This is a genomic window from Pseudomonas sp. IT-P218, from assembly GCF_949767605.1.
GTDB classification, from domain to species: Bacteria; Pseudomonadota; Gammaproteobacteria; order Pseudomonadales; family Pseudomonadaceae; genus Aquipseudomonas; species Aquipseudomonas putida_AE.
Genome location: NZ_CATKQQ010000004.1, coordinates 127,904 through 154,328 on the forward strand (window position 1 = coordinate 127,904; position 26,425 = coordinate 154,328).

A 26,425-nucleotide genomic window follows, 5' to 3' on the forward strand; every position below is an offset into this window, starting at 1 on the left:
CGGCTTGCCGGCGAAGGCGGTTTTGAATTTTGTGTTGGGCTGGCGGGCCCCTTCGCTGGCAAGCCAGCTCCTACAAAAAACATCGTGGCATTGCCCGGGATTTGTAGGAGCCGGCTTGCCGGCGAAGGCGGTCTGGAATTTTGTGTTGGGCTTGAGGGACCCTTCGCTGGCAAGCCAGCTCCTACAAAAAAATCGTGGCAATGCCCGGGATTTGTAGGAGCCGGCTTGCCGGCGAAGGCGGTCTGGAATTTTGTGTTGGGCTTGAGGGCCCCTTCGCTGGCAAGCCAGCTCCTACAAAAACATCGTGGCATTGGCCGGGATTTGTAGGAGCCGGCTTGCCGGCGAAGGCGGTTTTGAATTTTGTGTTGGGCTTGAGGGACCCTTCGCTGGCAAGCCAGCTCCTACAAAAAATCGTGGCATTGCACGGGACTTGTAGGAGCCGGCTTGCCGGCGAAGGCGGTCTGGAATTTTGTGTTGGGCTTGAGGGACCCTTCGCTGGCAAGCCAGCTCCTACAAAAACATCGTGGCATTGGCCGTGACTTGTAGGAGCCGGCTTGCCGGCGAAGGCGGTTTTGAATTTTGTGTTGGGCTGGCGGGCCTCTTCGCTGGCAAGCCAGCTCCTACAAGGGGCGTTAGAGCTTTTGCAGTTCCTGCGCGACGATGGCCACGGTCTCGGCGATTTGCTCTGGGGTGTGCAGGCACGAGACGAAGAAGCGCACGCGGGCGGCTTTTTCCGGGACGGCCGGGTGCAGGATCGGTTGGGCGTTGATTCCGCGTTTGGCCAGGGCGCCGGACAATTGCGTGGCCTTGAGTGAACTGCCGGTGATCACCGGGATCACCGCAAGCCCGGTGCTGGTGCCGGTGTCCAGCCCCGCCTCGCGGGCCAGGGCGAGGAACTGTTGGCCGCGCGCCTGCAAGGTCGCCACGCGTTCGGCGTCGTGGGCCAGGCAGCGCACCGCGGCCAGTGCCGCCGCCGCCACCGAGGCCGGCATGCCGACGCTGTAGAGAAACCCCGGCGCCATGAACTTCAGGTGTTCGACCAGGGCTGACTCGCCGGCAATGTAACCACCGCAGCTGGCCAGGGTCTTGCTCAGGGTGCCCATCCAGATATCGACGTCCTTGCCCGCCAGGCCGAAGTGTTCGCGAATGCCCTTGCCGTTGGCCCCCATGACGCCCAGCGAGTGGGCCTCGTCGACCATCAGGAACACCTTGTGCTTGTTCTTCAGCTCGACGAAACGCGGCAGGTCCGGGTAGTCGCCGTCCATGCTGTAGATGCCTTCCAGCACCACCAGCACCCGCTCGAAATGCTGGCGCTGATCGCCGAGCAGACGGTCGAGTGCTTCATGGTCGTTGTGGGCAAAACTCAAGCGCCGCGCGCCGGACAACTGGATGCCTTGCAGCACGCTGTTGTGGATAAGTTCGTCGTGGATCACCAGGTCCCGCGGGCCGAACAGGTAGCCGATGGTGGTGACGTTGGTGGCATGCCCACTGACGAAGGTCACCGCGTCATCCACCTCGTACAGCCGGGCCAGTTCGGCCTCCAGCTCGCGATGGATCGGCCGGTCGCCGGACACCAGGCGACTGGCCGACACCGACGTGCCGTAGTGATCGATGGCCGCCTTGGCCGCCTCGGCCACCACCGGATGCCCGGAATACCCCAGGTAGTTGTAGCTGGCGAAGTTGACGAAGCGCTGACCCCCGATCGTGGTTTCGGCGCCCGCCAGGCTTTCGTGCAGCTTGAAGAACGGATTGGCCAGGCCAAAGCGCGCCGCGCCGTCATGCATGATCCGCAGTTGCTGGTAACCGGGATGCTGGTCGAAGCGGTAGAACTGCTCCGGCACCGACCGGGCATTACGACTCACGTCCGCCAGCGAGGCCGGCGGCGCGCTGTCGCCGGTTTGCCGCAGGCGCCGTTCCAGGGCTTGCTGGATCAGCTTGTCTTTCATCGAAGCGCCAAGCCCTGGTGAACTTTTAGAGGTCATAGTCGGTGGTCAATTGATCAAACGGGAGGGTTGGGAATCAGGGTCACGCGCGCCCTCGCGGACCTGGGCCAGCTCGGCTGCGGACAGCTCGGCGCCATGGCGCGCCAGTGTCAGCGCCTGCAAGTTGTCTTCGGCAACGGGCGCATCCTCGGCATCCTGGCTGCCGCGCAGCAGTTCAAGAATGCGCACGGTCAACTTGGCAATGCTCGAGGTTTCGCTCAGTTCCATCACCGGCAGGCGAATGCCGAAGCGCTCCTCGACCGCCACCACCAGCTCCACACTCATCAACGAGTCCAGCCCCAGTTCCTGCAGGGGTCGGCTGCTGTCGAGCTTGCTGGTCGGCATGCGCAGGATCTCGCTGATTTCCTGTTTGAGCATCTCGGCAAACAGCTCGGTGAGTTCCTCGTCGTTCATCTCCTGCAACAGGCGCTGGATGTCATCGACGTTGCTCTCTTCCTCCTGCTCGCCGCTGTGCAGGCGCGCCAGTTCACTGAACTTCGGCGAGCCGGCGGCCGGCAGGAAGCGCGACAGGGCTTTCCAGTCGAGTTCCAGCACACCCAGCCCGGAGCGCTGTTGCAGCAGCAGGCGTTCCAGGGTGTCGAGGGCCGTCTGCGACTGCAAGGCCGCGCCGCCCATGCGGCTTTGCAGGGCGTCCTTGACGTCCTGGTTGCGCGCGAGGAAACCGGCATCGTCGATGGCGCCCCACAGCACGGCAGTGGCCGGCAAACCTTGCAGCAGGCGATGACGGGCCAGGGCTTCGAGCCAATGGTTGGCCGCCACGTAGTTGGCCTGCCCCGGGTTGCCGAACAGGGTGGTCGCCGAGGAGAACAGCACGAAGAAGTCCAGGGCCAGGTGCGCGGTCAGTTCGTGCAGGTACTGCGCGCCCTTGGCCTTGGGTTCGAGCACCCGTTGCAGTTGCGCCTGGGTCAGGTTGCGGATCAGTCCGTCTTCGAACACGGTGGCGGCATGCACCACGCCTCGCAGCGGTGCCTTGGACGCTTCGATGCTCGCCAGTACGCTGCGCAGTTGGGCGCTGTCGGTGATGTCGCAAGCCAGCGCCTGCACTTCGATGCCCTGCTCGCGCCAGGCCGCCAGCGCCGGTTGCGCTTCTTCGGTGGCAGCGCCGCGACGACCCAGCAACGCCAGGTGACGAGCGCCCTTGTCCACCAGCCATTGCGCGGTACGCAGGCCGAAACCGCTGAGCCCGCCAGTGACCAGGTAGGTGCCATCGGCCGCCAGTTGCAATGCCTGCGCCTGTGTCTGCGGTGCGCGGAACACCTGCTGGATCGGCGTGCGGTAGGTGACGACGATCTTGCCGATCTGCCGCGCCTGCTGCATGTAGCGGAACGACTCGACGACATCGTTGGCATCGAACTCGCGGTACGGCAACGGGCTGAGGATGCCGTCGCGGAACAGCTGCATCATGTCGCCGAACAGGCGGCGGGTCAGGTCCGGTCGCTCGCTCATCAGCTGGTCGGCGTCGATACCGAAGTAGCTGATGTTGTTGCGGAACGGGCGCAGGCCGATCTTGGTGTTCTGGTAGAAGTCACGCTTGCCGAGTTCGAGGAAGCGCCCGAATGGCTTGAGCACCTGCAGGTTGCGGTTGATCGCCTCGCCCGCCAGGGAATTGAGCACCACGTCGACGCCACGGCCGGCGGTGATCGCCAGGATCTCGTCGGCAAACGCCAGGGAGCGCGAATCGAACACGTGCTCGACCCCGAGCAGGCGCAGGAAGTCGCGTTTTTCATCGCTGCCGGCGGTGGCGTAGATTTCGGCCCCGCACCATTTGGCGATCTGGATCGCGGCAATGCCGACACCGCCCGCAGCGCCGTGGATGAGGATTTTCTCGCCCGGTTCCAGGCGCGCCAGGTGGTGCAGCGCGTAGTACACGGTGAAGAAGGTGCTCGGAATGGTCGCCGCCGCCTCGAAGGACATACCCTCGGGGATCCGCGCCACCGCGTTGGCATTGGTGATCAGGCGATTGGCGAAGCTCGACGGGCCAAAGCCGACAACCCGGTCACCCGGCTCGAAGTCACCCTCAACCTGAGCACCCTTGCCGCGCACGACACCAGCGAATTCGAAGCCCAGGGTCGGGCCGGAGAAGCCGTTCTCGATGGCTTCGTCGGACAACAGGCCGAGGGCGTACATGACGTCGCGGAAGTTCAGGCCGGTGGCCTGGACCTCGATGTCCAGTTCATCGCCCGACGGCAGCAACGGTGCGTGGGCTTCCCAGCGCAGGTTGCGCAACTGGCCCGGCAGTTCGAAGCCGAGGCTGACCTGGGTCGGTGCCTGTTGCTCAGCGCTGGTTTCCAGCTGATCAGGGCGCACCCGCAGGCGGGCCACGTAGCGATCGCCCTCGGCGCTGATGGCCAGTTCGGTTTCGTCATCGGCATTGAGCAAGGCCGGCAGCAACGCTTCGACCCCGGCCCCTTCGGCCAGGTCCAGCAGGCGCACGCGGCAACCCACGGCTTCGTTGGCCAGGGTGCGACCAAAGCCCCACAACGCCGCATCGGCGAGGGATGAGAGGTGACCGGCGACCTGAGCAGCGGGCGGCAGCAGATGCACTGCCGCACCACGGGTCAGCAGCCAGCAATCGGGACTGATGCCCGCCTGCTCGCAGGCCTGGGTCAGTGCCGCGGCCAGCATGCAGCGCCGCGCCTGGTCGTCCAGCCCCTCGTTGCCGAACAGGCCGCTGAGCAACAGCAGGTGCTGCGGCGCGGACGCAGCGCGCAGTTGCGCGGCCAGGTCCTGGGCCGAGGCTGGCGCCAGCCAGTCAACGTTTTGCCCCTGCTCGCGCAGGGCGGCGGCCAGTTGCTGGGCGAAGGCGTGTTCCGCGCCCTGCTCATCGGCCACCAGCAACCAGCGCTGGGCCGGCAGTGGCTGCGGCTCGAAGGGTGCCGCCGCTTCCGCCGAACCCACCAGCACGTAGCTACCGCTGGACATGGCCGGGCTCAATTCCAGCGCCTCGCCCACGTTCAGGCCGTGGCGGCGCAGTTCCTGTTGCCAGAAACCCGGGCGCTGCTGCACCGACAGGCTGCCCTGGCCCTGCCCGGCCAGCCACCACGAAGGTTGCGCGCCGAACACGAAATCTGCCCAACGGGCCGGGTGCTGCGCCAGCAACATCAGCTGGCCACCGGCGGACAAGCGCGCCGTGGCCTGACCCAGGCCTGCGCTGATGGCTTGCAACGGCGCCAGGTCGGTGGCGACCAGCACCAGGTCAAAACCATCGGCTGGCAATTGCGCGGCGTCGCTCAGGCTGAGCAGATGCAGGTCCGGGAAGTCGACTTGCAGCAAGCTGGCCGGGTCGAGGTCGTCGGCGCTGTACTGGTAGTCGACTCGGTCGAAATCCAGCTGCGCACAGAGTTGCGCGGCGAAAGGCGAACCACCGAAGCCGAGCTCGAGAATGCGCAGCCGCTGGCCGGCCGGAAGCACCGCCAGGCGTTGTTCGATGTGGCGTTTGATCGCATCCAGCACGGCGTGGTAGCCGCTGGCGCCCAGCACCTGGCGGGCGAGTTGCGCCGGCGAGGTTTCCCGGGGCAGCAACGCGTCGATCTGCACCGTGCCGCTGAGCAGGTCCAGCAGGTGGATGCCGATCCGGCCCACCGAGTGAATGATCTGGAAGTGCTCGGGATAACTGCGGAACAGTTCCTGCCAGATGTCCTGGGCACTGGGCCGCTCGTCCTGATCGACCAGCAGCCAGGCATCGCCGCTGGCGATCAGACTGCCGTCGTCCAGCGCCTGCTGAAGCAGATGATTGAGGTAGCCCGAGAAGCCTTGCGCCTCGGCCTGCCAGGTCGCCCGTTGCGCCGCGCTTAGGCGGCCGCCGAGGGACTCGATGGCCTCCAGCACGAAGCTTGCGCACAGGCTGTCCAGTAGAGGGTCGACCTCCTGGCTGTAACGCACCAGGGTCGGTTCATCGACCACCGATGCCAGGCTTTGCGCCAGGACGCTGTGCAATGGCGAGGCCGGTTGCGGCAACTCACGCGCGGCCAGCGGCCAGGGTTTGGCAATGCCGGCGAAATCCACCAGCTTCAGGTCGCCGCTGCGGTCCTTGTGCAATTTGACGGCACGGAAACGCGCGTCCTTGATGCACACCACGGCGCGCCCCTGGGCGTCGTACAGGGTGAAGTCGGCCAGCAGCGAGTGCTCCGAACGGCGCACCAGGCGCACCTTAGCCAGCGTCGGTGGCAGGCTGCCCGCGGCAAAGTTGATGCGCCCCAGTTTCACCGGAATGAACGCCAGGCCATTACGTGCCAGGGGATCACGACTGAGCAATTGGGTGATCAGCTGGAACGCGCTGTCCAGCAGTGCCGGATGCAGGTGCAGGGCCGCCAGTTCCGATTCAATCACGCTCGGGACGCTGAGCTGCGCCAGCACCTGGTCACCGTCGATCCAGCCGGCTTCAATGGCCTGGTAAGCCGGGCCGTAATTCAGGCCGACTGCAGAGGTCAGTTGCAAATGCTCGGCACGGCTGAAATCGGCGGCGCGGGTTGGCAGTGCTGGTGCCGGTTCGCTGAGCAGCACACCACGGGCCTCGCCGGGCAGGCGGGCAACCACATGGCGGGCCCAGGGTTCTTCCTGGGAGGTGCTGCGCGAAACGATCGACACGGTGCCGTCGCTGCTGTCGATCTGCACGCGCACGCGCTTGCTCGACTCGGCGTGCAGCACCAGCGGGCTGTGAATTTCCAGCTCTTCGATGTCGACGAACTCACCCGGCTGGTAGCACTGCGCGGCCGCCAGCACCAGCTCGGTGAAACCGGCGCCGGGGAACAGCACGGCGTCGCCGACCTTGTGGTCTTCAAGGGACGGGAACAGTTGCGTGTCGAGGCGACTGTCCCAGGTCAATTCGTGGCCGGGTACCGCATGACCCAGCAGTGGATGCACCCGGTCCAGGTACAGCGTGCGCGCCGACTCCGGTGTGTCGGCATGCCAGTGGCGCTCGCGCTGCCAGGCATAGTTGGGCAAGCGCACGAAGCGACCGGTGCTCGGGAACAGGCACGCCAGGTCGGTCTCGACGCCACTGATCAGCACCTTGGCCACCGCGCGGGTGACCATCGGCGGCGCGTCGTCATGGCGTTTGAGCGTGGCGATCACTACGCCCTGTTGCTCGCGTGTCGCCAGGGCATCGCTGACATAGCTGCGCAGGATCGGGTGCGGTCCGACTTCGACGAAGACGTTGTAACCCTCCTCGCACAGGGTCTCGCTGGCGGACTGGAACAGCACCGGGAAACGGATGTTCTGCCACCAATATTCGGCGTCCAGGCGCTCGCCATCGAGCAAGCCACCGGTGACCGTGGAATACATCGGGATCTGGCTGGCGCGCGGCGCGATGTCACGCAAGGCCTCGACCACCTGCTCGGCGATGACATTCATCGCCGGCGAATGGAAGGCGTAGTCCAGGCCAAGGCGGCGGACGAACACCTGGCGCTCGGTGAGTGCCTGTTCCAGACGTTCAAGACCGGCCACGGAACCGGCGACGGTGGCGCCCTTGAAGCTGTTTTCGCCGGCCACGACCACGTCGTCCAGACCCAGCTCCAGCAACAGGTTCGCGGTGTCACTGCCCGACAGGCCCACGGCGGACATCTGCCCGGAACCGGCGGTCAGCCCCTGCAGACGACTGCGGTGGTAGATCACCCGGGTCGCGTCGCCAAGGGTCAACGCGCCACAGGCCCAGGCGGCCGCCACTTCGCCAACGCTGTGGCCCATGACCACCTGCGGCACCACGCCCTGGCTGGCCAGCATGCGGGTCACGCCCACTTGCAGGGCGAACAGCGCCGGCTGGGCCAGTTCGGTCAGGTGATAACGCTCCTGGCCATACTCGCCCGCCAGTTCGGCGATCAGCGAGTAGCCGGCCAGTGGCTGAAACAGCGCGTCGACTTCAGTCACGGCGGCATGGAACACCGCATCGGTGAGCAGCGCCTTACCCATACCCTGCCACTGCGAGCCATTGCCGGAGTAGACGAACACCGGGCCCTGGGCCTGATCCAGTGCGCGACCGCTTTCGACCACCGCGCTCAAGGCCGGGGCGGCCGGGTCCAGGGCGAAATCCAACAGCGCCTGGGCGCTTTGCTGTCGATCGGCCTCGAACACCACCACGCGTTGTGGGTGCAGGTCGCGACGCAGCATCGCCTGGTACGCCACGTCATAAAGGCCGGCTGCCGGGTGATCGTCCAGGTGTTGGGCAATGCTTTCGGCCATGGCCGCCAATCCGGCGCTGTCTTTGGCCGTGATCATTAGCGGCACGGCGCCTGTCTGGGCAACGGGCGGTACAACTTGCGGGGTATGGCTTTGCAGGATGACGTGGGCGTTGGCGCCGCCGAAACCGAACGAGTTGACCCCCACCACCAGCGTGCCGTCCGACTTGAGGGCGTGGTTGCGGGTGGCGACGTTGAGGTTGAGTTCGGCGAACGGAATACGCGGGTTGAGGTTCTTGATGCCGATGGTGGCCGGCACCTGGCGCTCGGTGACGCAGTACAGCGCCTTCATCAAGCCGGCCACGCCGGACGCGGCCTCCAGGTGGCCGATGTTGCTCTTGACCGAACCGATCAACAACGGCTTGTCCGCGCCGCGCACCTGGCCCAGGGCCAGACCGATGGCCCGGCTTTCGATGGGGTCGCCCACCGGGGTACCGGTGCCGTGGGCTTCCAGGTAATCGATGTCGGCCGGCGAGATCCCGGCACTGGCGTAGGCCTGGGTCATCAGCGCTGCCTGCGCGTCGGCGCTGGGCACGGTCAGCCCGGACTTGCGCCCGTCGGTATTGACCGCACTGCCGGCGACGACGGCGAGGATCTGGTTGCCATCGGCCACCGCCTTGTCGTAATCCTTGAGGTAGAACAGCCCTGCCCCTTCGGAACGCACGTAACCGTCACCTGCTTCGTCGAAGACGTTGCAGCGCCCTTTGCGCGACAGCATCGAGGCCTTGGAGAAGATCAGGAAACCAAACGGGTGCAGGTGCAGGCTGATACCGCCGGCCAGTGCCTGGTCGATATCGCCGCTTTGAATGGCCTGGCAGGCCTGGTGGAACGCGACCAGCGACGAGGAACACGCGGTATCGACCGCCATGCTCGGGCCGTGCAGGTCATAGAAATACGACAGGCGATTGGCCGCGATGCTGAAGGTGTTGCCCGTGGCCGTGGAAGCGTCCACCAGCGACAGGTCATGGGACAGGCGATAGGCATAGTCGGTGCTGGCAATGCCCAGGTACACCCCGCAGTTGCTGCCGCGCACGCTCGACGGTTTTACCCCGGCGTTCTCGAACACTTCCCAGCCCAGTTCCAGCAACAGGCGCTGTTGGGGGTCCATGATCGCCGCTTCCCGGGGCGAAATGCTGAAGAAGCCGGCATCGAAGGTGGAAATGTCACCCAGCGTGCCAGCCGCCAGGGTGTAGGCGGTGCCAGGGTTGGCCTTGTCCGGGTGGAAAAACGCATCGCGGGACCAGCGGGACGGGTCGACCTGAGTGATGAAGTCGTGACCTTCCAGCAGGTTCTGCCAAAAAGTTGCGGAAGTGGAGCCGGGAAAACGAAACGAAGCCCCAATTATTGCAACTTTTTTACGCATGACTTTCTCCACCTTTTTATATTCTCAACGGTACCGCCATCGCTTCGTGCGATGGGTGCGTCGAACACCCTCATGGGTCCGACATAACCTTGAGAAACTTGCTGAATTCCGTTGGGTAGTGACTCTGTATTTATTATTAGGAGTACTTTTCTCCCCGGCATCGGCCACTGAAGCGCCAGCGCTGGGGGCGCAAAATCATACGCTGAGCGCCTCCCGAGGGAAACCCTTACAAACCGTTACAGTACGACCCGTCGTCGCCTATCCGCCTTGATCGACGCAGAGCGCCCGGCAAAAAAAAATAAATTCAATAAAGCCACTGCACGGCCGACACCCTGTCAAAGCCTTGCGGATTAAATAAGCCATGCGTAATAACCAGCCCATTACACAACGCGAACGGACCTTCCCGGCTCAGCAACGGTTGATTTCCACCACGGATGCCAAGGGCATGATCACCTACTGCAACGACGATTTCGTCGAGATCAGCGGGTTTTCTCGTGAGGAACTGATCCGGGCGCCGCATAACCTGGTGCGTCACCCCGACGTGCCCGCCGCGGTCTTCGCGCACATGTGGGGCACTCTCAAACAAGGCTTGCCATGGATGGGCATTGTCAAGAATCGCTGCAAGAGCGGTGACCACTACTGGGTTAACGCCTATGTGACACCGATCTTCGAAGGCAACCAGGTGATCGGCTACGAGTCGGTGCGGGTCAAGCCCACCGCCGAACAGATTCGCCGCGCCGAAGCGCTTTACCAACGCATCAACCAGGGCAAGTCGGCCATTCCTTCGACGGATAAATGGCTGCCGGTCCTGCAGGACTGGCTGCCCTTCATCCTGGTCAGCCAGTTGAGCTTCATGATCGGTGCGACGCTGAACTCCCAGTGGGGCTTTGCCCTGGCGGCCGGCCTTTCGGTGCCATTGGGGCTGCTGGGCCTGAGCTGGCAGCAACGCGGCCTCAAGCGCTTGCTGCGCCTGGCCGAGCAGACCACGTCCGACCCGCTGATCGCGCAGATGTACACCGACAGCCGCGGCGCCCAGGCACGCCTGGAGATGTCGATCCTCAGCCAGGAAGCACGCCTGAGAACCTGCCTGACTCGCCTGCAGGACACCGCCGAGCACCTGACCGACCAGGCCAGGCAGTCCGATGCCCTGGCGCACGACAGCTCCACCGGCCTGGAGCGCCAACGCGTCGAAACCGAGCAGGTGGCCACCGCCGTCAACCAGATGGCCGCCACCACCCAGGAAGTCGCCAGCCACGTGCAGCGCACCGCCGACGCCACCCAGCAAGCCAATCGCCTGACCGGCCGCGGCCGCGACATCGCCGGGGAAACCCGCGAAGCCATCCAGCGCCTGTCGGTGGTGGTGGGGGAAACCGGTGCGACCGTGACCCAACTGGCCAAGGACAGCAACGAAATCGGCGGCGTGGTCGACGTGATCAAGGGCATCGCCGACCAGACCAACCTGCTGGCACTGAACGCCGCCATCGAAGCGGCGCGCGCCGGCGAGATGGGGCGTGGTTTTGCGGTCGTGGCCGACGAAGTTCGCCAGCTGGCGCAACGCACCAGCGAATCCACCGGGCAGATCCACGCCCTGATCGCCAAGCTCCAGCAAACTGCAGGCACTGCGGTGCAGACCATGGAAGCCGGGCATCGCCAAGCCGAAGAAGGTGTGGCGCGGGTAATGGAGGCGGACCAGGCCCTGGTGGGGATCAGCGAAGCGGTGGCCAACATCACCGACATGACCACCCAGATCGCGGCCGCAACCGAAGAGCAAAGCGCCGTGGCCGAAGAGATCAGCCGCAACATCAGCAACATCTCGGCACTGGCGGACCAGACCTCGGAACAGGCGCAGAATTCGGCGCTGCTGAGTGAAGAGCTGACCAAGACGGCGAATACGCAGTATTCGTTGGTGGAGCGGTTCAACCGCTGATCGATGCTGGCTGATACAGAACCCGGACAGTGAAAGCTTCCGGGTTTTTTGTTGCATCAGTGAAAGCCAAGTTGCCTGACAGGGCCTCTTCGCTGGCAAGCCAGCTCCTACAGGGGTTTGCGGTGTTGATGAATTCGCGTTACGCCTCAAATCATGCATCCGGGTTTTTTGTTGCATCAGTGAAAGCCAAGTTGCCTGACAGGGCCTCTTCGCCGGCAAGCCAGCTCCTACAGGGGTTTGCGGTGTTCATGAATTCGCGTTACGCCTCAAATCATTGTAGGAGCTGGCTTGCCAGCGAAGAGGCCATGACTACCGGCGAGAATCTCACTGAAGAAATTCAGCCACCTGATTCGCCGCAACCGCCAGATCCTGGGCATGCGTAAACCCCGAAACCTTCAACGACTTCACATCATGATTCGTCGCCACCAGCCAAGCGGCACTGGCGGGCCAGACTTCGGAACAGGCGCAGAATTCGGCGTTGTTGAGTGAAGAGCTGACCAAGACGGCGAATACGCAGTATTCGTTGGTGGAGCGGTTCAACCGCTGATCGATGCTGGCTGATACAGAACCCGGACAGTGAAGCTTCCGGGTTTTTTGTTGCATCAGTGAAAGCCAAGTTGCCTGACAGGGCCTCTTCGCTGGCAAGCCAGCTCCTACAGGGGTTTGCGGTGTTCATGAATTCGCGTTACGCCTCAAATCATGCATCCGGGTTTTTTGTTGCATCAGTGAAAGCCAAGTTGCCTGACAGGGCCTCTTCGCTGGCAAGCCAGCTCCTACAGTGGTTTGCGGTGTTGATGAATTCGCGTTACGCCTCAAATCATTGTAGGAGCTGGCTTGCCAGCGAAGAGGCCATGACTACCGGCGAGAATCTCACCGAAGAAATTCGGCCACCTGATTCGCCGCAACCGCCAGATCCTGGGCATGCGTAAACCCCGAAACCTTCAACGACTTCACATCATGATTCGTCGCCACCAGCCAAGCGGCACTGGCGGACCAGACTTCGGAACAGGCGCAGAATTCGGCGCTGCTGAGTGAAGAGCTGACCAAGTCGGCGAATACGCAGTATTCGTTGGTGGAGCGGTTCAACCGCTGATTGATGCTGGCTGATACAGAACCCGGACAGTGAAAGCTTCCGGGTTTTTTGTTGCATCAGTGAAAGCCAAGTTGCCTGACAGGGCCTCTTCGCTGGCAAGCCAGCTCCTACAGTGGTTTGCGGTGTTCACGAATTCGCGTCACAAACCACATCTACGAAACCACTTAAATATCAATAAATCCACTGTCATTTGTGACAGTTACACTGCTGCGGAAAAAATCTTAGGGTGTTCCTCACGGCATCGACAGAACGTCAATGTCAATACCCATGAGATGAAGCTGAAATGGATAACAATTTCGAACGCATGTTAGAGACAATGAAACAACCCAACCCAGGAACCAATGGCACTTTCAAGTGGCGCTTGGATTCGGAGCTCGACTGGACCGAAGCGACCACTGCTCGCGCGGAACTTTGGAATCTTTCTGGTGGACGGAAAAAATGGTGCGTGTATGCCCGGACAGGCTCCCACCTAACAAATGACCTTTTCCACTATATATTCCAGTTTGACTACATTGACGAAAACGTTATTGACAAGACACTTACTCTAGGAGAACAGGGTCTTACCTTCAGACATTATTACTCGATCGGCAATCCAGAATACAACGTAATAGATGCACTATCTGCTAAAGTCTCTATCAAACTCGATCCGAAGAACAACACTTTCAAGGGTAACTTTGAAGCGACATTCGGCTCCAACGTCAAATCCCCCAACGGCGAATTCGATTTGACAAGACAACCACGCTAAAGTTAATGACGTGGAAGACTATCCCAACTAGTGGTAGCTGCCCCCCCACAATGGATGAGTGCACATTATCCATTGTGGGGTTACTCACAATGAGGCCATGAGTGCTGTCGAAAGATTCACTGGAGAAACGCCGCCACCCGACTCGCCGCCGAAGCCAAATGCTGCTCATGGGTAAACCCCGAAGCCTTCAACGGCTTCAAATCATGATCCCCCGCCACCAGCCAGAACACTTCGATGTTCGGTGACAACGCATAACCCTCGACCGCCTCACGATTACCCAACGCATCCCGCTCGCCCTGCACGATCAGCGTCCGCGTTTTCAATCCAGCCAAATGTTCGACCCGCGGTTTCTCCGGTTTGCCCACGGCATAAAACGGATAGCCCAGGCACATCAGTGCGTCCGCGCCAAGTTCATCGGCGAGCAAACTGGCCATGCGCCCGCCCATGGACTTGCCGCCAATGGCCAAGGGCCCAGTGACATGACGTCGCACTTCGCCGTACACCTCACGCCAGCATTCCAGCAGTTTCGCCGCCGGATTCGGCGGGCGTTTGCCGCCATCGACACGCCGCTGAGCCATGTACGGAAATTCAAAGCGCAGCACGTTGACGCCGTGTGCAGCAAGGCGTTGCGCCATGTCGCTCATCCAGTCGCTGTCCATCGGAGCACCGGCGCCGTGGGCCAGGATCAGGGTTGCCGAGGCCTTGCCGCTGGCGGCATTCCACAACCATCCGTGATCCCGCACGCACTGCGCCCATTGATCCCCGTCAATACCGGCCTTGTGCTGTTTGTCCATGCTTGCCTCGCTTTTAGTCTGCCTATAACTCCGGCCAAAGGGTGCGTTTGCACACTTGGGCTGAACCGTGGATGGGGAACCATGAACACTTCTATCAGTACCGCCTACAACTATAAGGTGGTCCGCCAATTCGCCATTATGACGGTGGTGTGGGGCATCGTCGGCATGGGGCTCGGGGTTTTTCTCGCTGCCCAGTTGGTCTGGCCGGAACTCAACTTCAATTTGCCCTGGACCAGCTTCGGTCGCCTGCGCCCGCTGCACACCAACGCGGTGATCTTCGCCTTCGGCGGTTGCGCCCTGTTCGCCAGTTCGTTTTATTCGGTGCAACGCACCTGCCAGGCCCAGCTGTTTGCACCGAAAATCGCCGCCTTCTGTTTCTGGGGCTGGCAACTGGTGATCCTGCTGGCGGCCATCAGCCTGCCGCTGGGCTACACCAGTTCCAAGGAATACGCCGAGCTGGAATGGCCGATCGACATCCTGATCACCATCGTCTGGGTCGCCTACGCCATCGTGTTCTTCGGCACGATCATGCAGCGCAAGACCAAACACATTTATGTGGGTAACTGGTTCTTCGGTGCCTTCATCGTCACCGTGGCGATCCTGCACATCGTCAACAACATGGAGTTGCCGGTCAGCTTCACCAAGTCCTACTCGCTGTACTCCGGTGCCACCGACGCCATGGTGCAATGGTGGTACGGGCACAACGCCGTGGGCTTTTTCCTCACCGCCGGCTTCCTCGGGATGATGTATTACTTCGTGCCGAAACAGGCTGAGCGTCCGGTGTACTCTTATCGCCTGTCGATCGTGCACTTCTGGGCGCTGATCACCCTGTACATCTGGGCCGGCCCCCACCACCTGCACTACACCGCCTTGCCGGACTGGGCGCAGTCGCTGGGCATGGTGATGTCGCTGATCCTGCTGGCGCCAAGCTGGGGCGGGATGATCAACGGCATGATGACCCTGTCGGGCGCCTGGCATAAGTTGCGCAGTGACCCGATCCTGCGTTTCCTCGTGGTGTCGCTGGCGTTCTACGGCATGTCGACCTTCGAAGGGCCGATGATGGCGATCAAGACGGTCAACGCCCTCTCCCACTACACCGACTGGACCATCGGCCACGTGCACGCCGGCGCGCTCGGCTGGGTGGCGATGATTTCCATCGGCGCGCTGTACCACATGATCCCGAAAATCTTCGGTCGCGCGCAGATGCACAGCATCGGCCTGATCAACGCGCACTTCTGGCTCGCCACCATCGGCACCGTGCTCTACATCGCCTCGATGTGGGTCAACGGCATCGCCCAGGGCCTGATGTGGCGCGCCGTCAACGAGGACGGCACGCTGACCTACTCCTTCGTCGAAACCCTGGTGGCCAGCCACCCTGGCTTCGTCGTGCGACTGGTGGGCGGGGCGATCTTCTTCAGCGGCATGTTGCTGATGGCCTACAACACCTGGCGCACCGTGCGGGCCTCGCAGCCTGCCGAAGCCGCCGCTGCCGCGCAGATGGCCTGAGGAGTCCGCCATGAAACATGAAACTATCGAGAAAAACGTCGGCCTGTTGCTGCTGCTGATGATCCTGGCCGTGAGCATCGGCGGCCTGACCCAGATCGTCCCGCTGTTCTTCCAGGACGTGACCAACAAACCGGTGGAAGGCATGAAGCCCTACACCGCGCTGCAACTGGAAGGCCGCGACATTTACATCCGCGAGGGCTGCGTCGGTTGTCATTCGCAGATGATCCGCCCGTTCCGCGCCGAGACCGAACGCTACGGGCACTACTCGGTGGCCGGCGAAAGCGTCTGGGACCACCCGTTCCTCTGGGGTTCGAAACGCACCGGGCCGGACCTGGCCAGGGTGGGCGCGCGTTACTCCGATGACTGGCACCGCGCGCACTTGTACAACCCGCGCAACGTGGTGCCGGAATCGAAGATGCCGGCCTACCCGTGGCTGGTGGCCAACGCGGTCGACAGCAACCACACCGAAACCAAGCTCAAGGCCATGCGTACCCTGGGCGTGCCCTATACCGACGACGACATCGCAAGCGCAGCCGAGTCGCTCAAGGGCAAGTCCGAAATGGACGCACTGGTTGCCTACCTGCAAGTGCTCGGCACTGCGATCAAGAGCAAGAGGTGAGCCATGGTCGTTGAAATGAGCACTGGAATGATCCGCGGCCTTGGCACGGTCGTGGTGTTCGTGGCCTTCGTCGGCCTGACGCTGTGGGTATTCAACGGCAAGCGCAGCGCGCAATTCGCCGAAGCGCGCCTGCTGCCGTTCGCCGACGAGCCACACCCCGAGATCCCCGAAGAATCCGCCACAAGGAGCACCCGGCCATGACCACTTTCTGGAGTACGTGGATCTGCGTACTGACCATCGGCAGCCTGATCGGCCTGACCTGGCTGCTGATCGGCACCCGCAAGGGCGAAACCAAGGGCAGCGTCGACCAGACCATGGGCCACAGCTTCGACGGCATCGAGGAGTACGACAACCCGTTGCCGCAATGGTGGTTCATGCTGTTCGCCGGCACCCTGGTGTTTGCCGTCGGTTACCTGATCCTCTATCCGGGCCTTGGCAACTGGAAAGGCATCCTGCCCGGCTACGCCAACGGCTGGACCGGCGTGCACGAGTGGGAAAAGGAAATGGACCGGGCCGACGCCCGATTCGGGCCGATCTTCGCCAAATTCGCCGCCATGCCGTTGGAGGAAGTGGCCAAGGACCCGCAAGCACTGAAAATGGGGGGTCGCCTGTTCGCCTCCAACTGCTCGGTGTGCCACGGCTCGGATGCCAAGGGCGCGTTCGGCTTCCCCAACCTGGCAGACAGCGACTGGCGCTGGGGCGGCGACGCCGACACCATCAAGGCCACCATCCTGGGTGGACGCATGGCGGCGATGCCGGCCTGGGGTGAAATCCTCGGCGAAGCGGGGGTGAAGAACGTTGCCGCCTATGTCCGCCATGAATTGGCAGGCCTGCCATTGCCGGCGGACAGCAAGGCCGACCTGCAAGCCGGACAGCAAGCGTTCAGCAGCACCTGCACCGTCTGTCACGGGGCCAACGGCCAGGGCACGGCAGCCATGGGCGCGCCAAACCTGACGCACCCGGCCGGTTTCATCTACGGCACGGGGTTGACCCAGCTCGAGCAGACCATCCGCCATGGTCGCCAGGGTCACATGCCGGCGCAGAACGAGTTGCTCGGCAACGATAAAGTACAGTTGCTTGCTGCTTATGTGTACAGCCTGTCCAACGGATTGAATACAGAAAACCTGCAAGTCGAAGGCAAAAAGCAATAGTTCGCAACACCCCCACTGCCGCATTCTTTCGGATGCGGCAGTTCCCTGCCCCTTTGCGACCCATTGTCGCACCCTTCCAAACCTCCCCTTTCGAATCCCCGGATTCGGGTCTACGCTTGATCGATGGGGACTGGCCCGTGCCGGTTCCAGGTCTTCCTTGCACGATGTGTTCAACCAATCGGCCGATTGAAAGGCCGCAAAGGCAGGTAGATACCGGCTGTCGAGCCAAATGCCGTCGGTCGGCGATCAGGCCTTTTCAACACACCCCGTTACAAGTGACCTGAACCCCCTCGCTTCTTCCGTTCCCTGCGACATTTTGTCCGAGGCCAATTTTGACCCTACGCGGCGCATGGAAAGGCCGCAGAATCAGCATTTGAAAGCATTGACCCAGGTCATGGCGCGTTGCAATGACCCCCTGCTTTCTACATACTTGCGGCCGATTTTTAATCCTAATAAAACACCCAAACCGTGGAACCTTAGAATGAGCACAGCAATCAGTCCGACTGCTTATAACTATAAGGTAGTCCGCCAGTTCGCCATCATGACGGTGGTCTGGGGGATCCTTGGCATGGGGCTCGGTGTCTTCATCGCCTCGCAACTGGTCTGGCCGGAATTGAACTTCGGTCTGCCCTGGACGAGCTTTGGACGCCTGCGCCCGTTGCACACCAACCTGGTGATTTTCGCCTTCGGTGGTTGTGCACTGTTTGCCACTTCCTATTACGTCGTGCAGCGAACCTGCCAAACGCGACTGATTTCCGACAGCCTCGCGGCCTTCACCTTCTGGGGTTGGCAAGCGGTGATCGTCGGCGCCATCGTTACCTTGCCGCTGGGTTACACCACCACCAAGGAATACGCTGAGCTGGAATGGCCGATCGCCATTCTGCTGGCCATCGTCTGGGTTACCTACGGCCTGGTGTTCTTCGGCACCATCGTCAAGCGCAAGACCAAGCACATCTATGTGGGTAACTGGTTCTACGGTGCCTTCATCGTCGTGACGGCGATGCTGCACATCGTCAACCACATGTCGCTGCCGGTCAGCCTGTTCAAGTCCTACTCGGCCTACTCGGGTGCGACCGACGCGATGATCCAGTGGTGGTACGGCCACAACGCCGTAGGTTTCTTCCTGACCACGGGCTTCCTGGGGATGATGTACTACTTCGTGCCGAAACAGGCCGAGCGTCCGATCTACTCCTATCGCCTGTCCATCGTGCACTTCTGGGCGCTGATCACCCTGTACATCTGGGCCGGTCCTCACCACCTGCACTACACCGCTCTGCCGGACTGGGCTCAGTCCCTGGGCATGGCCATGTCGATCATCCTGCTGGCACCAAGCTGGGGCGGCATGATCAACGGCATGATGACCTTGTCGGGCGCCTGGCATAAGCTGCGCACCGACCCGATCCTGCGGTTCCTGGTGGTGTCCCTGGCGTTCTACGGCATGTCGACCTTCGAAGGGCCGATGATGGCGATCAAGACCGTCAACTCGCTGTCGCACTACACCGACTGGACCATCGGCCACGTACACGCCGGCGCGCTGGGCTGGGTAGCGATGATCTCGATCGGCGCGATCTACCACATGATCCCGAAACTGTTCGGTCGCGCGCAGATGCACAGCATCGGCCTGATCAACACGCACTTCTGGCTCGCGACCATCGGTACCGTGCTGTACATCGCTTCGATGTGGGTCAACGGCATCACCCAGGGCCTGATGTGGCGTGCAATCAACGACGACGGCACCCTCACCTACTCCTTCGTCGAAGCACTGCAGGCCAGCCACCCTGGCTTCATCGTGCGTGCCCTGGGCGGTGCGTTCTTCGCCGCCGGCATGCTGTTCATGGCCTACAACGTATGGCGTACCGTACGTGCCTCGAACCCGGCAGAAGCTGAAGCTGCCGAACAGATTGCTGTAGTTGGAGCTCACTGATGAAGCATGAAGCAGTCGAGAAGAACATTGGCCTGCTGGCCTTCTTCATGGTTATCGCCGTCAGTGTCGGCGGCCTGACCCAGATCGTTCCGCTGTTTTTCCAGGACGTCACCAACAAGCCGGTCGAGGGCATGAAGCCCCGCCCGGCCCTTGAACTGGAAGGCCGCGACGTCTACATCGCCAACGGTTGCGTCAGCTGCCACTCGCAGATGATCCGCCCGTTCCGTGCTGAAACCGAACGTTACGGCCACTACTCGGTCGCCGGTGAAAGCGTGTGGGACCACCCGTTCCTGTGGGGTTCCAAGCGTACCGGTCCGGACCTGGCCCGTGTCGGCGGTCGTTACTCCGATGACTGGCAGCGTGCGCACTTGTACAACCCGCGCAACGTTGTGCCTGAGTCGAAAATGCCGGCCTACCCGTTCCTCGTGGAAAACAAGCTCGACGGCAAGGAAACCGCGAAGAAAATGGAAGTCTTGCGCACGCTCGGCGTCCCTTACACCGACGAAGACATCGCCGGTGCACAGGATGCCGTGAAGGGCAAAACCGAAATGGACGCGCTGGTGGCCTATCTGCAAGGCCTGGGCACCATCATCAAAAGCAAACGGTGATCTAAATGGATATCGGGATGATTCGTGGCCTGGGCACCGTCGTCGTGATGGTGGCCTTCGTCGGTCTGGCGTTGTGGGTATTCAGTCCCAAGCGCAAGTCGGAGTTCGAAGACGCGACCTTGCTGCCTTTTGCGGATGATCCCGAAGCCATCAAGCACGTCGAGCAAGCTTCTAGGAGTAACAAAGAATGACTACATTCTGGAGTCTGTATGTCACAGTCCTCAGTCTCGGTACGATCTTTTCCCTGACCTGGCTGCTGCTGTCGACCCGTAAGGGCCAGCGCACCGAGGCGACCGAAGAGACGGTCGGCCACTCCTTCGACGGGATCGAGGAGTACGACAACCCCCTGCCGAAATGGTGGTTCATGCTGTTCGTGGGCACCATCATCTTCGCCCTGGGTTACCTGGTGCTGTACCCGGGCCTGGGCAACTGGAAAGGCCTGCTGCCGGGTTACAACTACCTGGATAACGAGAAGCAGACCGCGTTCGCCAACGGCCAGACCGGCTGGACCGGCGTTCACGAGTGGGAAAAGGAAATGGCCCGCTCGGATGCCAAGTTCGGTCCGATCTTCGCCAAGTTCGCTTCCATGCCGATCGAAGAGGTGGCAAAGGATCCACAGGCCCTGAAAATGGGCGGCCGCCTGTTCGCCTCCAACTGCTCGGTCTGCCACGGTTCCGACGCCAAGGGTGCCTATGGCTTCCCTAACCTGACCGACGCCGACTGGCGCTGGGGCGGCGAAGCGGAAACCATCAAGACCACCATCATGGGCGGCCGTCACGCGGTGATGCCGGCGTGGGCTGAAGTGATCGGCGAGCAAGGCGTTGCGGACGTTGCCGCTTTCGTCCTGACCAACCTCGATGGCCGCAAGCTGCCGGAAAACACCAAGGCCGACCCGGTTGCCGGGCAGAAACTGTTCGCGGCCAACTGCGTGGCGTGCCACGGTCCGGAAGGTAAAGGCACCCCGGCGATGGGCGCACCCGACCTGACCCACCCGGCCGCGTTCATCTACGGTTCGAGCTTCGCGCAACTGCAGCAGACCATCCGTTACGGCCGCCAGGGCCAGATGCCTGCGCAAGAGCAGATGCAGGGCAACGACAAGGTTCACCTGCTGGCCGCTTACGTCTACAGCCTCTCGCATGGCGAGAAGGCTCCGGTGGCGGACGCCCAGTAAGGCAAACGCTTGATGCAACAAAAAACGGCCCCGCCAATGTGAATTGGCGGGGCCGTTTCTATTGTGGCTTACGCTAGTCTATAGATGCCCGCGACTCATTCTGGCAGCAATGGGCAACGGCGACCCAAGCGTATTCAATGCCTGCATGAACCTGGGAGAGACTCATGCACGCCCGGCAGCTTATGGAAGGCGACCGCCGCCCAAGGAGTCCAGGCCACCCGTTCCGCGCTTGTTGTCAGCAGCGATCCCCCTGGGGCGGGCTTTATCGATAGAAGACTCAATCGTGTGAGTCGGGGTACTGGACGTCGCCTGAGGAGCTGGAGCCGTGCAACCGGTCACAGGTTTCGGCTCCGGGGTGACTTGTGGCTCGGCAGCCGGGATTTGCGCAGCGGTGGGTTCATCTTCATGATGGGTCATGGTTACTTTTCCTTAAGTAAATTATTGAATGTTCAAGCTGCGACCTGGTTACTGTCGCCGATCCAAAGTACGCATTTCATATTGACGATGCCATCCAGCATTGTTCTCAAACTATTACCCGGACCATAAGCCCTGAAATCGTCCAGGGTGGATAAAGGGCAAAAGCGAATTGTCTATAGTCAAGTGACCTGCATCATGTTTTGTTACATTCGCTACACCATTGTTGATTTTTCCCCAACGCGACCAAAGGTCGCACCCTTGAGCTAGAGCGACAGGCGTATCATTGGGCCACTGCGACACCTCTTTTTGACCGCGGTCGGCACGTACTGACCGAGGCATTTTTCCACTGCCGTGGGATGCAATGATGAGCAACCAGATTCCGGTACACGACGTCACTCCACCCGCCAAGAACGCGAACAACAGCGTCGACCTCTACGCCTCCAGGGAAAAAATCTACACCCGTGCCTTTACCGGCATTTTCCGCAACCTGCGAATGGCAGGCGGTGCCGCGCTGTTCCTGTTGTATTTCGGTACGGTGTGGCTCAACTGGGGCGGGCACCAGGCCGTCTGGTGGAACCTGCCTGAGCGCAAGTTCTTCATCTTCGGTGCCACCTTCTGGCCCCAGGATTTCATCCTGCTGTCCGGCATGCTGATCATCGCCGCCTTCGGCCTGTTCTTCATCACGGTGTACGCCGGCCGGGTCTGGTGCGGATACACCTGCCCGCAGAGCGTGTGGACCTGGATTTTCATGTGGTGTGAAAAGGTCACCGAAGGCGACCGCAACCAGCGCATCAAACTCGACAAGGCGCCGATGAGCGCCAACAAGTTCCTGCGCAAATTCAGCAAGCACTCCATGTGGCTGCTGATCGGTTTCGTGACCGGCATGACTTTCGTTGGCTACTTCTCGCCGATTCGCGAACTGGTGATTCAGTTCTTCACCGGCGAGGCGGATGGCTGGTCGTATTTCTGGGTCGGTTTCTTCACCCTCGCCACCTACGGCAACGCCGGCTGGCTGCGCGAGCAAGTGTGCATCTACATGTGCCCGTACGCACGCTTCCAGAGCGTGATGTTCGACAAGGACACGCTGATTGTCTCCTACGACCCGCGCCGTGGCGAAAGCCGTGGCCCGCGCAAGAAAGGCATCGACTACAAGGCCCAGGGCCTGGGCGATTGCATCGATTGCACCATGTGTGTCCAGGTCTGCCCGACCGGGATCGACATCCGCGACGGCCTGCAGATCGAGTGCATTGGCTGCGCGGCGTGCATCGATGCCTGCGACGCGATCATGGACAAGATGGAGTACCCGCGTGGCCTGATCAGCTACACCACCGAGCACAACCTGTCCGGGCAGAAAACCCATAAGCTGCGCCCGCGCCTGATTGGCTATGCCGTGGTGCTGATGGCGATGATCGGCGTGCTGGTGACCGCATTCTTCATGCGTTCACTGGTCGGTTTCGACGTCAGCAAGGACCGCGTGCTGTACCGTGAGAATGCCGAAGGCCGGATCGAGAACGTCTACAGCCTGAAGATCATGAACAAGGACCAGCGCGACCACAGCTATGTGCTCGAGGCCACCGGCCTGCCGGACCTCAAGCTGCAAGGCCGGCGTGAGATCAAGGTGGCGGCCGGCGACATCATCAGCCAGCCGGTCGAACTGTCGGTGGCCCCGGAACAATTGCCGTCGAGCACCAACGAGGTGAAATTCATCCTCAAGGACGCCGATGACGCCAGCATCCACGTTGAAGCCAAGAGCCGATTCATCGGCCCACAAAATCGTTGAGAGAAGTGATCATGCCCGCAGCAACTGCCGCAAGTCCCTGGTACAAGCACCTTTGGCCGTGGATCATCATCGGGATCCTGGCCTGCTCGGTGACCCTGACCTTGTCCATGGTGACCATCGCGGTGAAAAACCCGGACAACCTGGTCAACGACAACTACTACGAGGCTGGCAAAGGCATCAACCGTTCGCTCGACCGTGAACTGCTGGCGCAGACCCTGTTGATGCGCGCCAGCATTCACCTGGATGACGTGACCGGTGAAGTCGACCTGCGCCTGAGCGGCAACAGCCAGCCGGCGACGCTTGAGCTGAACCTGATCTCGCCGACGCAACCGGAGAAGGACCGCAAGATCACCCTCACCCGCAGCGATACCGAACAGGGCCGCTATATCGGCCAGCTGAGCGACAAGATCGAAGGCCGCCGCTTCATCGAATTGCTCGGCAGCCAGGATGACCACATCTGGCGCATGTTCGAGGAAGAACTGGTCAACCACGACAAAGAGCTGCTGCTGGGTGACGAGCCGCTGCAAGGCGCGGAAGACCTGAAGAAATAGAAAGCTGCGCTTCGCGCTTCAATGTAGGAGCTGCCGCAGGCTGCGATCTTTTGATCTTGCTTGTTAAGATCAAAAGATCGCAGCCTCGCTTCACTCGTCAGCTCCTACAGGGATAGCGCCCTCCCCGGACAATTTTGAATGACCACCCCAACCCCCTGCTACCACTGCGCCCTGCCCGTCCCGGCGGGCAGCCGCTTCACCGCCGCCGTGCTCGGGGAGTCCCGCGAATTCTGCTGCCCGGGCTGCCAGGCCGTGGCCGAGGCCATTGTCGCCGGCGGGTTGGAGAGCTATTACCAGCATCGCAGCGAAGCCTCGGCCAACCCCGAAGCACTGCCGGTGCAATTGGTCGATGAACTGGCGCTGTATGACCGCGCCGATGTGCAACAGCCCTTCGTTCGCCACGAAGGCGAACTGGCCGAAACCACCCTGCTGATCGAAGGCATCAGTTGCGCCGCCTGCGGCTGGCTGATCGAGAAACACCTGCGCACCTTGCCGGCCGTTGCCGAAGCACGCCTGAACCTGTCCAACCATCGCCTGCACGTGCGCTGGACCGACGCGCAATTGCCACTGAGCCGGGTGCTCGCCGAGCTGCGCCACATCGGCTACGCCGCCCACCCCTACCAGGCCGACCGCGCCAGCGAACAACTGGCCAGCGAGAACCGCCTGGCCCTGCGCCAGCTCGGCGTGGCCGGGCTGCTGTGGTTCCAGGCGATGATGGCGACCATGGCCACCTGGCCGGAATTCAACATCGACCTCAGCCCCGAGCTGCACACCATCCTGCGCTGGGTCGCGCTGTTCCTGACCACGCCGATCGTGTTCTACAGTTGTGCGCCGTTCTTCAAGGGCGCCATGCGCGACCTGCGCACCCGGCACCTGACCATGGACGTTTCGGTGTCGCTGGCCATTGGCAGCGCCTACATCGCCGGGATCTGGACCTCGATCACCGGAGTCGGCGAGCTGTATTTCGATGCCGTCGGCATGTTTGCGCTGTTTCTGCTGGCCGGGCGCTACCTGGAACGGCGCGCCCGGGAACGCACCGCCGCCGCCACCGCGCAACTGGTCAATCTATTGCCCGCTTCATGCCTGCGCCTGGGTGGCGACGGCCAGAGCGAGCGCATCCTGCTCAGCGAACTGCGGGTCGGCGATCAGGTGCTGGTGCATCCGGGGGCGATCCTGCCGGCCGACGGCAAGATCCTCGACGGCCAGTCAAGCATCGACGAGTCGCTGCTGACTGGCGAATACCTTCCGCAGCCACGCACCCCGGGCGACGCCGTCACCGCCGGTACACTGAATGTGGAAGGCCCGTTGACCGTCGAAGTCCTGGCCCTGGGTCAGGACACCCGCCTCTCGGCCATCGTGCGCCTGCTCGACCGCGCCCAGGCGGAAAAACCGCGACTGGCGGAAATCGCCGATCGTGCCGCGCAATGGTTCCTGCTGCTGTCGTTGATCGCCGCCGCCGCCATCGGCCTGCTGTGGTGGGGGCTGGACCCTTCGCGGGCCTTCTGGATCGTGCTGGCGATGCTGGTCGCGACCTGCCCCTGCGCCCTGTCCCTGGCCACGCCGACCGCCCTCACCGCCGCCACCGGCACCTTGCACAAGCTGGGTTTGTTGTTGACCCGCGGCCATGTGCTGGAAGGATTGAACCAGATCGACACGGTGATTTTCGACAAGACCGGCACCCTCACCGAAGGTCGCCTGGCGCTGCGCTCGATCCGCCCCCTCGGCACTCTCGACAGCGACCAGTGCCTGAGTCTCGCCGCGGCCCTGGAGAACCGTTCCGAACACCCGATTGCCCGCGCTTTCGGTCGCGCGCCGCTGGCCGCCGAGGACGTTCACAGCACGCCAGGGCTTGGCCTCGAAGGGCGCGTCGGCGCTAAACGCCTGCGCATCGGCCAGCCCGGTTTTGTCTGCGCACTCAGCGGCGCTGCCGTGCCGGCCATTCCGGACGAAGCCGGCCAATGGCTGCTGCTCGGCGATAGCCAGGGGCCGCTGGCGTGGCTGGTGCTCGACGACCGTTTGCGCGCCGACGCCCCTGCCCTGCTCGCCGCTTGCAAGGCACGCGGCTGGCGCACCCTGTTGCTGTCCGGCGACAGCTCGCCGATGGTCGCCAGTGTCGCGGCCGAGCTGGGTATCGACGAGGCCCGTGGGGGCCTGCGCCCGGACGATAAACTGCAGGTCCTGCAACAACTGCACAAGGAAGGCCGCAAGGTGCTGATGCTCGGTGACGGGGTCAACGATGTTCCCGTCTTGGCCGCCGCCGATATCAGCGTGGCCATGGGCTCGGCTACGGACCTGGCGAAAACCAGCGCCGACGCCGTGCTCCTGTCCAACCGCCTCGATGCCCTGGTGCAAGCCTTCAGCCTGGCACGGCGCACCCGTCGGGTGATCATCGAGAACTTGCTGTGGGCGGGGCTGTACAATGGCCTCATGTTGCCGTTCGCCGCCCTCGGCTGGATCACGCCTGTGTGGGCCGCGGTCGGCATGTCGATCAGTTCGTTGACCGTGGTGCTCAACGCCCTGCGCCTGACTCGCCTGCCGAGCGCGCCGACTGCCCGCACCACGCCAGCAACCCGCCCGCTGCCGGCCTGAGCCGCGCGGGC

Annotated in this window: 16 protein-coding genes and 2 pseudogenes; 15 read left to right on the forward strand and 3 right to left on the reverse strand. The window is 62.3% G+C overall.

What is annotated here, in order from left to right; translation table 11 throughout:
• Window positions 1-632: 632 nt before the first annotated feature.
• Window positions 633-1,982, reverse strand: coding sequence for an aminotransferase class I/II-fold pyridoxal phosphate-dependent enzyme (locus tag ACM6I6_RS03530; protein ID WP_414919417.1), 1,350 nt, complete (start codon window positions 1,980-1,982; stop codon window positions 633-635).
• Between the two features lie 9 nt (window positions 1,983-1,991).
• Window positions 1,992-9,539 (reverse strand): SDR family NAD(P)-dependent oxidoreductase, encoded by a 7,548-nt coding sequence (locus ACM6I6_RS03535; protein WP_414919418.1) that lies wholly within the window; start codon window positions 9,537-9,539, stop codon window positions 1,992-1,994.
• Window positions 9,540-9,900: 361 nt separating this feature from the next.
• Between ACM6I6_RS03535 and ACM6I6_RS03540 the strand changes: the two genes are divergently transcribed.
• The 4 genes and pseudogenes from ACM6I6_RS03540 to ACM6I6_RS03555 all read left to right on the forward strand — a co-directional run bounded on the left by ACM6I6_RS03540 (window position 9,901) and on the right by ACM6I6_RS03555 (window position 13,304).
• A complete protein-coding gene (locus ACM6I6_RS03540) occupies window positions 9,901-11,466 on the forward strand; it encodes a methyl-accepting chemotaxis protein (protein ID WP_274077709.1) in 1,566 nt (521 codons plus the stop codon).
• Between the two features lie 439 nt (window positions 11,467-11,905).
• Window positions 11,906-12,013: pseudogene (locus ACM6I6_RS03545) on the forward strand (aerotaxis receptor Aer); the annotation flags it as partial.
• 438 nt (window positions 12,014-12,451) lie between these two features.
• A pseudogene (locus ACM6I6_RS03550) lies at window positions 12,452-12,559 on the forward strand (aerotaxis receptor Aer); the annotation flags it as partial.
• A 283-nt stretch (window positions 12,560-12,842) separates the two neighbouring features.
• Complete coding sequence (locus tag ACM6I6_RS03555; RefSeq protein WP_414919419.1) at window positions 12,843-13,304, forward strand: hypothetical protein; 462 nt, start codon at window positions 12,843-12,845, stop codon at window positions 13,302-13,304.
• Window positions 13,305-13,420: 116 nt separating this feature from the next.
• On the opposite strand, the gene ACM6I6_RS03560 is transcribed toward ACM6I6_RS03555, so the two are convergent.
• Window positions 13,421-14,098 carry an alpha/beta fold hydrolase gene (locus tag ACM6I6_RS03560; RefSeq protein WP_414919420.1) on the reverse strand — a complete coding sequence of 226 codons (678 nt, stop codon included), beginning with the start codon at window positions 14,096-14,098 and terminating at the stop codon, window positions 13,421-13,423.
• 81 nt (window positions 14,099-14,179) lie between these two features.
• Between ACM6I6_RS03560 and ccoN (ACM6I6_RS03565) the strand changes: the two genes are divergently transcribed.
• The 11 genes from ccoN (ACM6I6_RS03565) to ACM6I6_RS03615 all read left to right on the forward strand — a co-directional run bounded on the left by ccoN (ACM6I6_RS03565) (window position 14,180) and on the right by ACM6I6_RS03615 (window position 26,414).
• Window positions 14,180-15,604, forward strand: a complete 1,425-nt coding sequence (ccoN, locus tag ACM6I6_RS03565; RefSeq protein WP_323608432.1) for a cytochrome-c oxidase, cbb3-type subunit I — start codon at window positions 14,180-14,182, stop codon at window positions 15,602-15,604.
• Between the two features lie 10 nt (window positions 15,605-15,614).
• Complete coding sequence (gene ccoO / locus ACM6I6_RS03570) at window positions 15,615-16,223, forward strand: cytochrome-c oxidase, cbb3-type subunit II (protein ID WP_274077978.1); 609 nt, start codon at window positions 15,615-15,617, stop codon at window positions 16,221-16,223.
• Between the two features lie 3 nt (window positions 16,224-16,226).
• Entirely contained in the window at window positions 16,227-16,424 is a 198-nt protein-coding gene (locus ACM6I6_RS03575; RefSeq protein ID WP_323627763.1) for a CcoQ/FixQ family Cbb3-type cytochrome c oxidase assembly chaperone, read from the forward strand.
• The gene (gene ccoP, locus ACM6I6_RS03580) at window positions 16,421-17,374 is read left to right on the forward strand and encodes a cytochrome-c oxidase, cbb3-type subunit III (RefSeq protein ID WP_414919421.1); all 954 of its coding nucleotides are present in this window, start codon (window positions 16,421-16,423) and stop codon (window positions 17,372-17,374) included. The genes ACM6I6_RS03575 and ccoP (ACM6I6_RS03580) overlap by 4 nt, the downstream gene beginning before the upstream one ends.
• 481 nt (window positions 17,375-17,855) lie before the next feature.
• Complete coding sequence (gene ccoN / locus ACM6I6_RS03585) at window positions 17,856-19,298, forward strand: cytochrome-c oxidase, cbb3-type subunit I (RefSeq protein ID WP_274077975.1); 1,443 nt, start codon at window positions 17,856-17,858, stop codon at window positions 19,296-19,298.
• Window positions 19,298-19,906 (forward strand): cytochrome-c oxidase, cbb3-type subunit II, encoded by a 609-nt coding sequence (gene ccoO, locus ACM6I6_RS03590; protein WP_274077974.1) that lies wholly within the window; start codon window positions 19,298-19,300, stop codon window positions 19,904-19,906. The genes ccoN (ACM6I6_RS03585) and ccoO (ACM6I6_RS03590) overlap by 1 nt, the downstream gene beginning before the upstream one ends.
• A 5-nt stretch (window positions 19,907-19,911) precedes the next feature.
• On the forward strand, window positions 19,912-20,097 hold the full coding sequence (locus ACM6I6_RS03595; RefSeq protein WP_032831505.1) for a CcoQ/FixQ family Cbb3-type cytochrome c oxidase assembly chaperone: 186 nt from the start codon (window positions 19,912-19,914) through the stop codon (window positions 20,095-20,097).
• Window positions 20,094-21,077 carry a cytochrome-c oxidase, cbb3-type subunit III gene (ccoP, locus tag ACM6I6_RS03600; RefSeq protein ID WP_414919422.1) on the forward strand — a complete coding sequence of 328 codons (984 nt, stop codon included), beginning with the start codon at window positions 20,094-20,096 and terminating at the stop codon, window positions 21,075-21,077. Before ACM6I6_RS03595 ends, ccoP (ACM6I6_RS03600) begins: the two co-directional genes overlap by 4 nt.
• A gap of 781 nt (window positions 21,078-21,858) precedes the next feature.
• Window positions 21,859-23,274, forward strand: coding sequence for a cytochrome c oxidase accessory protein CcoG (gene ccoG / locus ACM6I6_RS03605; RefSeq protein ID WP_406591367.1), 1,416 nt, complete (start codon window positions 21,859-21,861; stop codon window positions 23,272-23,274).
• 11 nt (window positions 23,275-23,285) lie between these two features.
• A complete protein-coding gene (locus ACM6I6_RS03610) occupies window positions 23,286-23,825 on the forward strand; it encodes a FixH family protein (protein ID WP_274077971.1) in 540 nt (179 codons plus the stop codon).
• 138 nt (window positions 23,826-23,963) lie between these two features.
• The gene (locus tag ACM6I6_RS03615; protein WP_414919423.1) at window positions 23,964-26,414 is read left to right on the forward strand and encodes a heavy metal translocating P-type ATPase; all 2,451 of its coding nucleotides are present in this window, start codon (window positions 23,964-23,966) and stop codon (window positions 26,412-26,414) included.
• Window positions 26,415-26,425 lie beyond the last annotated feature (11 nt).

Excerpts from the sequence above, each read along its gene's own strand:
- ACM6I6_RS03530 (WP_414919417.1), bottom strand. The coding sequence starts at position 1,982 with ATGACCTCTAAAAGTTCACCAGGGCTTGGCGCTTCGATGAAAGACAAG.
- ACM6I6_RS03535 (WP_414919418.1), bottom strand. The coding sequence starts at position 9,539 with ATGCGTAAAAAAGTTGCAATAATTGGGGCTTCGTTTCGTTTTCCCGGC.
- ACM6I6_RS03540 (WP_274077709.1), top strand. The coding sequence starts at position 9,901 with ATGCGTAATAACCAGCCCATTACACAACGCGAACGGACCTTCCCGGCT.
- ACM6I6_RS03555 (WP_414919419.1), top strand. The coding sequence starts at position 12,843 with ATGGATAACAATTTCGAACGCATGTTAGAGACAATGAAACAACCCAAC.
- ACM6I6_RS03560 (WP_414919420.1), bottom strand. The coding sequence starts at position 14,098 with ATGGACAAACAGCACAAGGCCGGTATTGACGGGGATCAATGGGCGCAG.
- ccoN (WP_323608432.1), top strand. The coding sequence starts at position 14,180 with ATGAACACTTCTATCAGTACCGCCTACAACTATAAGGTGGTCCGCCAA.
- ccoO (WP_274077978.1), top strand. The coding sequence starts at position 15,615 with ATGAAACATGAAACTATCGAGAAAAACGTCGGCCTGTTGCTGCTGCTG.
- ACM6I6_RS03575 (WP_323627763.1), top strand. The coding sequence starts at position 16,227 with ATGGTCGTTGAAATGAGCACTGGAATGATCCGCGGCCTTGGCACGGTC.
- ccoP (WP_414919421.1), top strand. The coding sequence starts at position 16,421 with ATGACCACTTTCTGGAGTACGTGGATCTGCGTACTGACCATCGGCAGC.
- ccoN (WP_274077975.1), top strand. The coding sequence starts at position 17,856 with ATGAGCACAGCAATCAGTCCGACTGCTTATAACTATAAGGTAGTCCGC.
- ccoO (WP_274077974.1), top strand. The coding sequence starts at position 19,298 with ATGAAGCATGAAGCAGTCGAGAAGAACATTGGCCTGCTGGCCTTCTTC.
- ACM6I6_RS03595 (WP_032831505.1), top strand. The coding sequence starts at position 19,912 with ATGGATATCGGGATGATTCGTGGCCTGGGCACCGTCGTCGTGATGGTG.
- ccoP (WP_414919422.1), top strand. The coding sequence starts at position 20,094 with ATGACTACATTCTGGAGTCTGTATGTCACAGTCCTCAGTCTCGGTACG.
- ccoG (WP_406591367.1), top strand. The coding sequence starts at position 21,859 with ATGAGCAACCAGATTCCGGTACACGACGTCACTCCACCCGCCAAGAAC.
- ACM6I6_RS03610 (WP_274077971.1), top strand. The coding sequence starts at position 23,286 with ATGCCCGCAGCAACTGCCGCAAGTCCCTGGTACAAGCACCTTTGGCCG.
- ACM6I6_RS03615 (WP_414919423.1), top strand. The coding sequence starts at position 23,964 with ATGACCACCCCAACCCCCTGCTACCACTGCGCCCTGCCCGTCCCGGCG.